The organism is Actinomycetota bacterium (assembly GCA_036280995.1).
GTDB lineage: Bacteria > Actinomycetota > CALGFH01 > CALGFH01 > CALGFH01 > CALGFH01.
This window is the reverse complement of the sequence record DASUPQ010000764.1, coordinates 1-10,784: the sequence shown is the minus strand read 5'-3', so window position 1 is coordinate 10,784 and position 10,784 is coordinate 1. Positions and strand designations below refer to the sequence as shown.

Sequence of the window (10,784 nt, the reverse complement as noted above, 5' to 3'; positions counted from 1 at the left end):
GGGCGGTCTTGTGGTGGAAGTCCCGCCGCTGGTTACGGACCTTGCGCCATTCTTTCGCGAGGGCCCGCCGGAGTCGCCGGCGGTTCCCGGAGCCGGGCCGGGCGCGCTGTTTGCGGCGCTGCAGCTCGACGATCCTCTCCTGGGCGGCCATGAGGAAGCGGGGGTTGGCGACGACCTCCCCGTCGCTGGTGGTCAGGAACCGCGCCACCCCCACGTCGACTCCGATCTCTCGGCCGGTGGTTGGCAGCGACACGGGCTCCATTTCCGTGACGACGACCACGTACCAGCGACGTCCCTCCCGTTTGAGCTGCAGGGTCTTCACCCGACCGACCACCGGCCGATGCTGGCCGACCTTGACCCGCCCGACCGCCTGGAAGCTGGCATGCGCCCACCGGCCACCGTCGGCGGGTTCCCACTTGGCGCCATCCCCGGCGACGAACAGCACTTGGTCGAAGCGCTGGCGGGGCTTGAAGCGTGGGTAGCCAACCGTCCGCTGCCGGAGGTTCTCGCCGCTCCCGGCCTGCTGCCGACCCTTCTCTGCCTTCCTGACGCGCTTGAAATAGGCAGCGAACACGGCATTGAGGCGGCGGAGGGTCTGCTGCTGGGCGGTGAAGGAGTGGCGGCCCTGCCCGTCAGGGTCGGCGGCGCGGATCTCTTTGAGCTGGGCCGACTGGTCGCCATGGGAGACACTGAGGTTGCGCATGCGCCAGGCGTCGCGGCGCTCTTGGAGGGCGGCGTTGTACAGGTCGCAGTGGTCGGCCAGCAGCCGCACCGCGCGGCCCTCCTGCGGACGGGTCGGATAGGCGCGCAGCTTGTAGGCGCGTCTCACAGCCAGCCCCTCTCCGGCCGAGAGGGCCGGTGGAGCGCAACCGCTAGGCGACCGTACTTGCGGAACGAGGCCATGCCGACAGTAGACAACGATCGAGGGACAATTCAGCGGTCACGCCGCCGCTCCTTATTCCCCCGCCAGCGAAAGCAGGCAATCCCTGGGAGGAAGCTAGATGGCCGAGCCCCACGCCCGCATCGACCAGAGCCCCGAGTGGCTGGCGCTCCAGCGGCACCAGCAGGAGCTGTCCGGGACCCACCTGCGCGAGCTGTTCGCCGCCGACCCGGGTCGGGGCGAGACCATGACCTGCGAGGCCGGCGACCTGTACCTGGACTGGTCCAAGCAGCGGGCCACCGCCGAGACGGTGGCCCTGCTGGTCGCCCTGGCCGAGCGGGCCGGGCTGCGCCGGCGGATCGACGCCATGTTCGGCGGCGAGCGCATCAACGTCACCGAGAACCGGGCCGTGCTCCACACCGCCCTGCGCGCCCCCGAGGGCAGCCAGGTCCTGGTCGACGGGCACGACGTCGTGCCCGAGGTGCACGAGGTGCTGGGCCGGATGCGCGCCTTCGCCGAGGAGGTCCGCTCCGGCCGCTGGCTGGGCCACACCGGCCGCCCGATCCGCAACGTCGTCAACATCGGCATCGGCGGCTCCGACCTGGGCCCGGCCATGGCCTATGAGGCCCTGCTGCCCTACACCGACCGCTCACGGAGGTTCCGGTTCGTCTCCAACGTCGACGGGGCCGACATCGCCGAGGCGACCGGTGACCTGGACCCGGCCGAGACCCTGTTCGTGGTCTCCTCCAAGACCTTCACCACCGTCGAGACCCTGACCAACGCCCGCACGGCCCGGGCCTGGCTGGTGGACGCCCTCGGCGACGAGGCCGCCGTGTCCCGCCACTTCGTGGCCGTGTCCACCAACGCCGAGAAGGTGGCTGGGTTCGGCATCGACCCGGCCAACATGTTCGGGTTCTGGGACTGGGTCGGGGGCCGCTACTCCTACCCGTCGGCGATCGGGCTGTCGCTGATGGTGGCCATCGGGCCGGACCACTACGACGAGCTCCTGGCCGGCTTCCACCGCATGGACGAGCACTTCCGCACCGCCCCGTTCGAGTGCAACCTGCCGGTGCTGCTGGGGCTGCTCGGGGTCTGGTACATCAACTTCTTCGGGGCCGAGACCCAGGCCGTGCTCCCCTACAGCCAGTACCTGGGCCGCTTCCCGGCCTACCTCCAGCAGCTCGACATGGAGTCCAACGGCAAGTCGGTCACCCTTGACGGGGCGCCGGTCGGGGTGGACACCGGCCCGGTCCTCTGGGGCCAGCCCGGGACCAACGGCCAGCATGCCTTCTACCAGCTCATCCACCAGGGGACCCGGCTGGTCCCGTGCGACTTCATCGGCATCTGCCGGCCCGCCGAGGTCGTGGGCGACCACCACGACCTGCTCATGGCCAACTTCCTCGCCCAGACCGAGGCCCTGGCCTTCGGCAAGACCCGCGAGGAGGTCGAGGCCGAGGGCGTCAGCCCCGACCTCGCCCCCCACCGCACCTTCCCCGGCAACCGGCCCACCAGCACCATCCTCGCCCCCGAGCTCAGCCCGTCGGTGCTGGGCCAGCTCACCGCCCTGTACGAGCACAAGGTGTTCACCCAGGGGGTGATCTGGGACATCAACAGCTTCGACCAGTGGGGCGTGGAGCTGGGCAAGGTCCTGGCCACCCGGATCGCGGCCGAGCTCGACCCGGCGGCCGGCGACGACCTGGGCCACGACAGCTCCACCAACACCCTCATCCGCCGCTACCGCCGCCTGCGCGACGGCGGTTAGGAACCGGGGGTGCAGCGGGCCGCGGTCCGCCCGGCGGCATAGCGGATGCCGGCCAACAGGTGGGCCAGGAACGGCGGCTCCCGGAAGCTTCCGCCGGTATGGCCCATGGCGCTGTACCAGGCCCGGCCGCCGCCGTACTCCTGCACCAGGCGATGGGATGGCCGGTCCCCATTCCGCCGCCGCGATAGGTCGACTCGTCGACGGTGGCCAGCACCCGGACCCGGCCGCGCGGGTTGGCCCGGAAGTCGTACCACTCGTCGCCGCGTTCCCAGCGCGCCGGCGGCTTCCCGGCCAGAGCGGCGGCGCCGGGGGCGGGGCGAACGGTGGCCCGCTGGACGGCCGGGTGGCGCCGGAACCAGGCGCCGACCAGCCCGCCGTACCAGGGCCAGTCGTACTCGGCGTCGGCGGCCCCGTGCACGCCGACCCAGCCGCCCCCATCCTGGAGGTAGCGCTCCAGGGCGGCCTGCTGGCCAGGGTCGAGCAGGTCCCCCGTGGTCGACAGGAACACCACCGCCCGGTACCCGGCCAGGCCCTGGCCGATGCGGGCCGGGTCGGCGGTGTCGTCGACCGCGAACCCGTGCTCGTGTCCCAGGCGGCGGATGGCCGCCACCCCGGCCTCGATGGAGGCGTGCCGGAACCCGGCCGTCCGGGTGGACACCAGCACCCGGAACCCGCCCGGGGCGGTGGTGGTGGCCATGGGCGTGGCCGGCGCGGGCTCGGGGGCTGCCGGGCCGGCCGGTCAGGAGCGCCGGTCCGCCTCGGCCAGCAGCTCGTCCAGGCGGGCCCGGACCGGGTCGAAGGCCACCGCCCGGTCGGCCATGCCGGCCCAGGGGTCGGGCTTGCGGGCCAGGCGGCGGCGCAGGTTGGCCACGGTGTAGCTGCGGGGCTCGACCCGGCCCAGCTCGGACCAGTCGATCGGGGTGGCCACCGGGGCCTCGGGCCGGGGGCGGACCGAGTAGGGGGCGACCAGGGTCTGGGCGTAGCCGTTGCGGGCCGTGTCCAGCAGCAGCCGGCCCTGGCGCTTGGCCTTGCGCCACTCGACGGTGAGCCGGTCGGGGTCGCGGGCGGCGACCAGGGCGGCCAGGTCGGCGGCGAAGTCGTGGACCACCTCGACGTCGGGCCCGGGCTCCAGCGGCACGACGACGTGGTAGCCCTTGGACCCGGAGGTCTGGAGGAACGGGGCCAGGCCCAGCTCCTCGCAGGCCGCCCTGACCGCCCGGGCCGCCGCCCGGACCACGTCCAGGCCCTGGCCGGGGTCGGGGTCGAGGTCGAGGACGACCAGGTCGGGCCGGGCCAGGTGGTCGACGGTCGAGGTCCAGGCGTGGAAGGTCACCGTGGCCAGGTTGGCCAGGTAGACGATGGTGGCGGCGGCGTCGCAGACGACGTGGTCGACGGTCCCGCCGCGGCCGCGGCGTTCCACGGTGACGGTCCGGACCCAGTCCGGGAAGTGGCCGGACGCGCCCTGCTGCCAGAACCCCTTGCCGGCGACCCCGTCCGGGAACCTTTGCAGGTTGAGGGGCCGGCCGCGGACGTACGGCAGCATCACCTCGGCCACGTCGCGGTAGTAGGCGAGCAGGTCGCCCTTGACCAGGCCGGCGTCGGGGAAGAACGGCTTGCCGACGCTGGACACCTGGACGGTGCGGCCGCCGACCCGCAGCGACCCGTCCTTCACGGGGCGAGGCATGGGATCAGCCTACGCCCCGTGGAGCCCCGTGAAGGACAGGGTCGCCGGGTCGGTCGCTCAGTCGGCCAGCATCCTCCGCAGCATCGGCGGGATCAGCTCGGCCTTGCTGGTCGCGGCCGTGGCCTGCTGGGCCTGGGCGGCGGCCGGCTCGGCGAACGGCACCACGTCGGGCTCGCACAGTTGCCGACCACCAGCACCGGGTTGGCGGTGGTGCGGTTCCAGGGGCCGTCGTAGTGGTCCTTGTCCCAGCCCGGCCAGGGCTCGCACTGCTGGAACGCCACCCCGAGCCGGGCCTTGACGGCCTGCAGGCTGGCCGCGGCCGCCTCGGGACTGGTGAGCTCCCACAGCTGCTGGAGGACCTCGGCCCACTCGGGCCAGATGAACGGGTCGTAGCGCACGCCGAGGGTGGTGCCGATCAGCTCGGCGTAGGTGACCAGGAACGTCTCGCCGCTCGCGGGGTCGGTGAACTCGACCGGCTCGCGCAGCAGCCGCCTGGCCAGCCGGTCGAAGCGGCGGACGTGGACCAGGCGACCGGGTCGAGGACACCGTCGACGACCAGGGCCCGGACCTTGCCCGGGAACAGGTTGGCGTAGGTCGAGCCCAGGTAGGAGCCGTAGGAGTAGCCGGCGTAGGTCAGCTTGGCGTCGCCGACGGCCCGGCGCAGCAGGTCCAGGTCGCGGGCCACGTTGGCGGTCGACATGTGGTCCAGGATCGGCCCGGCGCGCTCGGCGCAGGCCCGGGCGACGGCCCGGTCAGAGCGGACCCAGATCCGCTCCTCCGCCCTGGTCACCGGGACGGGAACGCGGCCAGGTCGGCCACGGCCTCGTCGAAGGTCTCGTAGCAGCGCAGCGGGGTGCTGCGGATGATCTGCGCACGGCACACCGGGAAAGCAGGGCAAACTGGGGATTGACCGAATCCGGGTCGTCTGGCAGAGTCCGGAGCGACGGCACGGTGGCCTTTCGTATGTCACCGTGCTGTTGAACGGTAGGTCTGGCGGTCACGCCGGGCCGTGCGCCCTGGTCTCTTCCCGTGACTGGGACGTGAGCCGACCCGCCCCCCGAGGCGGGCTCGGCGATGGAGGTGCCGTTCGGGGGATGGAAGGCCCCGAGGAGAACCGCGGGCTCCGTGCCCGAGGCCTACTCGGGGCTTTCCTCTGCCCCTGACCGACCAGGGGCTGCACCGCGGCGCGCCTCTGGCTCTGGCTGCCGGCTGGGCCGTTGCACGATGCTGAGGCTGCCGCCGGGACGGCCGTGGGTGACGGCCATCACCTCGGCCAGGATCGACAGGGCGATCTCCGGTGGCCGGCGGGCCCCCAGGTCCAGGCCGGTCGGGCTGTGCAGGGCGCTCAGGTCGACCCTGGCCTGGCGCAGCCGCTCCACGAACCCCGGGGTGTGCCGGCGGCTGCCCATCACGCCGACGTACCCGGCCCCGCCGCCGAGCAGGCCGAGCAGGGCCGGGACCAGGGCCGGGTCGTCGTGGTCGACGAACACCACGGCGTCGTCCGGGCCCAGGCCCTGGGTGGCCTCCTTGAAGCCGGCCGAGCCGGGCGGCTCGGCCCGCACGGCCAGGCCGACGACCCCGCCGATGGCGGCCAGGGCCTCGGCGACCGGGCCGCCGCCCCCGACGACCAGCCGCGGCGGGCCGGAGAAGGCCTCAAGGAACACCTCGACCACGCCCTCGCCGGGCTCGCCCTCGAAGCTGGTGTAGGCGCGGATGCCCGACCGCTCCCCCGCCGCCAGCAGCCCGGCCCCGTCCCGGCCGGCCTGGCGGTCGAGGCCGTTGCAGCCGATCGTGCCCGCGACCAGCGCCCCATCGGGCGTGAACAGGGCCCGGTTCCCGGGCGCGGACGGCGGGTCGCCCTCGGTCTTCACGGTGGTGCCCATGATCACCGTGCGCCCGGCCCGCCGGGCCTCCTCCATGGCCGCGAACACGTCCGCGCTCATGCTTCCTCCCTCTCCTCCTGCTCGCGGAGCTGGTTGAGGACGCCGCCGGCCAGGACGACCTCGCGCTCGCGGGGCGACAGGTCGAGGGCGGCGGTGAAGCCGTCCTTGCCCTCGACCCGCACCTCGACCTGCTCCGCCGCGCCCTCCACGGCCTGGCGGAGGTCGGCGACGGCCAGCTCGTCGCCGACCTCGAGCCGGTCGTGGGCCTCCTTGTCGATGACCAGCGGGAGCAGGCCCTGGGCGATCAGGTTGCGCCGGTGGATGCGGGCGAAGCCCTGGGCCATCACGCAGCGCACCCCGAGGGCGAGGGGGGCCATGGCGGCGTGCTCGCGGCTGGACCCCTGGCCGTAGTTGTCGCCGGCGACGATGAAGCCGCCCTCCCAGTCCTTGGCCCGCTGGACGAACTCCGGGTCCTCCTTCATGAAGGTGTACTCGGCGATGGCGGGCACGTTGGAGCGGTCGGCCATCACGATCGCCCCGTCGGGGGCCATCGACCCGGTGGAGATGTTGTCCTCCAGGACGATCAGCACCCGGCCACCGAACGCCTCGGGCAGCGGCGGCGGGATCGGCGGCTCCTTGATGTTGGGGCCGCGGACGATCTCGATCCGCTCCGCCTCCTCGGGCGGCGGCGGGGCCAGCAGCATGAAGTCGTCGACCACCGGGTCGGGGTCGTCGACCTCCGGCGGGTCGCCCAGGGTGCGGGGGTCGGTGATCCGGCCGTGCAGCCCGGTGGCCGCCGTGGTGGCCGGCGAGGCCAGGTAGACCTGGTCGTCGACGGTGCCCGAGCGGCCTTTGAAGTTGCGGTTGAAGGTCCGGACGCTGGCCTTGCCGGTCGGCGGAGCCTGGCCGATGCCGACGCAGGGCCCGCAGGCCGGCTCCAGGATGCGCAGCCCGGCCCGCTCCAGGTCCTCCAGCACCCCCGAGGTGGTGATGGTGGTGAGGATCTGGCGGCTGCCCGGCGACACGGTCCCGACGGTGGTCGGCGGCAGGTGCTGGCCGCGCAGCATCGCCGCCGGGATGGCCAGGTCCTCGTACCAGGAGTTCACGCTCGACCCGAAGCAGACCTGGAACACCGGGGTGCCGGCGACCTCCTCCACCGGGACCACGTTGTCGGGCTGGTGGGGCCTGGCGATCAGCGGCTCCAGGGTGGCCAGGTCGAGGTGGACCTCCTCGTCGTACTCGGCATCCGGATCCGGGCCGAGCTCGACCCACTGGTCCTCGCGCCGCTGGCGGGCCAGGAACCGGCGGGTCTGCTCATCCGACGGGAAGATGGCCGTGGTGCCGCCCAGCTCGGTGATCATGTTGCACACCGTGGCCCGCTGGGTGACGGCCAGGCCGGCCACGCCCGGGCCGGTGAACTCGAAGATGCGGTTGAGGCCGCCCTTGACCGTGTACTCGCGGATCAGCCACAGGATCAGGTCCTTGGAGGCGACCCAGGGCGGCAGCTCCCCCTCCAGGTGGACGCCGACCACGGTCGGGGTCGGGGTCTGGAACGGGTGGCCGGCCATGGCCAGGGCGACCTCGAGCCCGCCGGCGCCGATGGCGATCGACCCGCAGGCCCCCGAGGTCGGCGTGTGCGAGTCGGCCCCGAGCAGGGTCGCCCCCGGGCGGGCGAACCGCTCGGTGTGGACCTGGTGGCAGATGCCGTTGCCGGCCCGGGAGTAGTGGAGGCCGTAGCGGGCGGCGCAGCCCTGCAGGAACAGGTGGTCGTCGGCGTTGCGGTGGTCGAACTGGAGCATGTTGTGGTCGACGTACTGGACGGCCAGGTCGACCCGGACCCGGTCCAGCCCAAGGGCCTCGAACTCCATGCAGGCCATGGTCCCGGTGGCGTCCTGGAGCAGTGTCTGGTCGATCCGCAGGGCGATCTCGGAGCCAGCCTCCAGCTTCCCGGAGACGAGGTGCTCGGAGAGGATCTTCCCGGTCATGGTCCCGCGCATGAGTCGATCCTAGCCGAGCCGGGCGACCGGGAGGCGGTCGGTGGCCATGCGGACACGGTCGTCGCGGACCCTGGCCAGCAGGTCGAGGAACTCGGCCCGGGGCAGGTCGCGGGCGCCCAGGCTGGCCAGGTGGGGGGTGACCATCTGGACGTCGATCAGGCAGCCGCCGGCCGCGGTGAGGCGGGCGGTCAGGTCGACCAGGGCCACCTTGGAGGCGTCGGAGGCCAGGTGGAACATGGACTCGCCGGTGAACACCCCGCCGACGCCAACCCCGTAGAGGCCGCCGACCAGCTCGCCGCCGGCCCACACCTCCAGGCTGTGGACGTGGCCCAGGTCGTGCAGGCGCTGGTAGGCGGTGCGCATGGGGCCGGTGATCCAGGTGCCTCCTTCGTGGAGGGCTCTCGGCCGGTCGGCGCAGCCGGCCAGCACGGCCGCGAAGGCGCGGTCGACGGTGGTCTCCCAGCCGGAGTTGCGCAGCCGGGCCCGCAGCGACCGCGACACCGCCACCCCGTCCAGCGGGATGACCCCGCGCGGGTCCGGCGAGAACCAGGGCAGCGGCGCCCCCGGGTGCGGCCAGGGGAAGATCCCCCGGCGGTAGGCGTCGACCAGGGTCGCCGGCTCCAGGTCGGCCCCGATCCCGACCAGCCCGTCCTCCCCGGCGCCGGCCGGGTCGGGGAACCGCCAGCGCGACGGTCCGGGGACGGACATCGGCGCCAGCCTCCTTCGTTCCCGTCGGGGTCCGGGGGCTCAAGCCTAGCCTGTCTCCGCCCTGTCATGGCAGGTCACGGGCCCGCGGCCCGCAACCCGCCCGGATGTCCAGGTTGGCGCGCTTGCTTGACCCGATCCGTTGTGCTCACGATAGGGGCGCATGCGGCGCCGATGAGGCGCATCCCCCCGCCTGCTCCCGGAGGATTCATGCGTCGGTTGCGTCACCTGCTGGCCGGCATGGCGCTGGTGCTGCTGGCCTGCCTGGGGACGGGCGCGGCGGCGGCCTCGAGCCCGCCGGCCGCGACCGAGGAGCTGGCCATGGCCGCCGGGGCGTTCGTGGACAGCGTCGGGGTGAACCTGGCGCCCGGGGACGCCGCCGCCGGCTGGGCCCAGGCCGACCGGCTCCGGGCGGCCGGCATCCGCCACGCCCGGGGGCCGGCGGCCACCGGGCCCGACGACCCCGCCCTGGCCGGGCTGCGGGCCCTGGCCGGCGCCGACCTGCGGCTCGACCTGGCCGTCGGGGCCGGCGCCGACCCGGAGGCGACGGTCGAGGCGGCCGCGTCCCTCGGCGCGGCCGTGACCGCGATCGAGGCCCCGGCCGGCGAGCGGGCCGTCAGGCTGCGCCGGGCCGTCGCCGCCCACCCCCGCCTGCCCGGGGTGGCCATGCTCGGCAGCGGCCCCGGCTTCGACTACCAGGCCGTCCGGCTCGAGCTGGGCGGGCGCTGCCCGGGCTGCGCCGCCGACGCGCTCGGCTCCGGTGACGCGGCCGTGCAGGTCACCGACGTCGACCTGGGCACCGGCGTGCCCGACGCGGTGGCCGCCAGGTACCTGCCGCGGCTGCTGCTGGCCAACGCCGGGCTGGCCGTCCGCACCTACGTGCCGGGCAGCGGCGGCGGCGATACCGGGCCGGGCCTGCTCGACCCGGCCGGCGCCCCCACCCCGGCCTACCATGCCGTGGCCGGGCTGCTCGCCCTGCTGGACGACGGCCGCCGGCAGGTCGTGCCGGACCGGCTGCGCTTCCGGCTCGCCGGCGACGCCGCCGACGTCCGCTACCGCCTGCTCCAGAAGGCCGACGGCCACTTCTGGCTGGCCCTGTGGGCGGAGCGGCCCGGCTGGGACCCGGTCGCCGGCCAGGAGCTGGCCGTCCCCGCCCAGCAGGTCACGGTCGTCCTCGACACCCCGGTGGCCGGGGCGCGGACGTTCGTGCCCGAGCTCGGCACCCGCCCCGACCGCAGCTACGCCGACCCGCCCGGCAGGCGCGGGCTCGACGCCATCGAGCTGGAGGTGACCGACCGGGTCGTGCTGCTCGAGCTGCTCCCCCGGCGGGCCGACGGGGCGGCCCCCCGCGCCACCTCGCCACCCTCCGGCCCGGCCCAGGCCGCCCCCACCACCCAGGCCCCCCCGGTGGTCAGGGCGGACAGCCAGCCGGCGCCCCCGACCACCACCCCCGCCGCCGAGGCCGCCCCGGCCGTCGCGGCCGGCGAGCCGGCGGCCTCCCTCGACCCGGCCAGCCGCTCCCCGCTCGCCTTCACCGGCGCCACGGCCCTGTCCATGCTCGGCGCCAGCGTCCTGCTCCTGCTGGTGGGCGTGGCCGCCCTGTTCGCCTCACGCCGCCGCTACCACCACCGCCACTGAGCCGGCTCAGGGCGGCGGAGCAGCGGCGCCAGCGGCGCGACGGCGGCGACCCGGTGGGGGTGAGGAGCAGGACGAACCCGAGCGCGGCCGGGGCGGCGTCGCGCGTCATGCGGTCGAGCGGCGGGAAGGCGGCGACGCCGAGCAGGAGCCCGAACAGCGCCCAGGCGAGCAGGACCGGCCCCCCGGGGCCGGCAACCCCATCTCCGATCCGTCCCGCCGTCCCTGGACCGGCGTC

At 74.5% G+C, this 10,784-nt stretch carries 10 protein-coding genes; 2 read left to right on the top strand and 8 right to left on the bottom strand.

The window, feature by feature from the left end; genetic code table 11:
* Positions 1 to 829, bottom strand: an 829-nt coding sequence (locus VF468_25505) for a transposase (protein ID HEX5881644.1), incomplete at its 3' end; no start/stop codon positions are given.
* Between the two features lie 172 nt (positions 830 to 1,001).
* Between VF468_25505 and pgi the strand changes: the two genes are divergently transcribed.
* Positions 1,002 to 2,642, top strand: coding sequence for a glucose-6-phosphate isomerase (gene pgi, locus VF468_25500; protein ID HEX5881643.1), 1,641 nt, complete (start codon positions 1,002 to 1,004; stop codon positions 2,640 to 2,642).
* On the opposite strand, the gene VF468_25495 is transcribed toward pgi, so the two are convergent.
* The 7 genes from VF468_25495 to aat form a co-directional block, all read right to left on the bottom strand.
* Positions 2,605 to 3,339 carry a ThuA domain-containing protein gene (locus VF468_25495; GenBank protein HEX5881642.1) on the bottom strand — a complete coding sequence of 245 codons (735 nt, stop codon included), beginning with the start codon at positions 3,337 to 3,339 and terminating at the stop codon, positions 2,605 to 2,607. The two genes, pgi and VF468_25495, sit on opposite strands and share 38 nt — an antisense overlap.
* Before the next feature lie 42 nt (positions 3,340 to 3,381).
* A complete protein-coding gene (gene ligD, locus VF468_25490; GenBank protein ID HEX5881641.1) occupies positions 3,382 to 4,326 on the bottom strand; it encodes a non-homologous end-joining DNA ligase in 945 nt (314 codons plus the stop codon).
* 92 nt (positions 4,327 to 4,418) lie between these two features.
* Positions 4,419 to 4,724 carry a hypothetical protein gene (locus VF468_25485; GenBank protein HEX5881640.1) on the bottom strand — a complete coding sequence of 102 codons (306 nt, stop codon included), beginning with the start codon at positions 4,722 to 4,724 and terminating at the stop codon, positions 4,419 to 4,421.
* 17 nt (positions 4,725 to 4,741) lie between these two features.
* The gene (locus VF468_25480; protein HEX5881639.1) at positions 4,742 to 5,116 is read right to left on the bottom strand and encodes an alpha/beta fold hydrolase; all 375 of its coding nucleotides are present in this window, start codon (positions 5,114 to 5,116) and stop codon (positions 4,742 to 4,744) included.
* A gap of 346 nt (positions 5,117 to 5,462) precedes the next feature.
* Complete coding sequence (locus tag VF468_25475) at positions 5,463 to 6,269, bottom strand: XdhC family protein (protein HEX5881638.1); 807 nt, start codon at positions 6,267 to 6,269, stop codon at positions 5,463 to 5,465.
* A complete protein-coding gene (locus tag VF468_25470; GenBank protein HEX5881637.1) occupies positions 6,266 to 8,206 on the bottom strand; it encodes an aconitate hydratase in 1,941 nt (646 codons plus the stop codon). Before VF468_25470 ends, VF468_25475 begins: the two co-directional genes overlap by 4 nt.
* 9 nt (positions 8,207 to 8,215) lie before the next feature.
* Positions 8,216 to 8,914: a leucyl/phenylalanyl-tRNA--protein transferase gene (gene aat / locus VF468_25465; protein ID HEX5881636.1), complete on the bottom strand. Its 699-nt coding sequence runs from the start codon at positions 8,912 to 8,914 to the stop codon at positions 8,216 to 8,218.
* 207 nt (positions 8,915 to 9,121) lie between these two features.
* Here aat and VF468_25460 point away from each other — a divergent pair, with 207 nt between their 5' ends.
* Positions 9,122 to 10,549, top strand: coding sequence for a hypothetical protein (locus VF468_25460; GenBank protein ID HEX5881635.1), 1,428 nt, complete (start codon positions 9,122 to 9,124; stop codon positions 10,547 to 10,549).
* Positions 10,550 to 10,784: the final 235 nt, after the last annotated feature.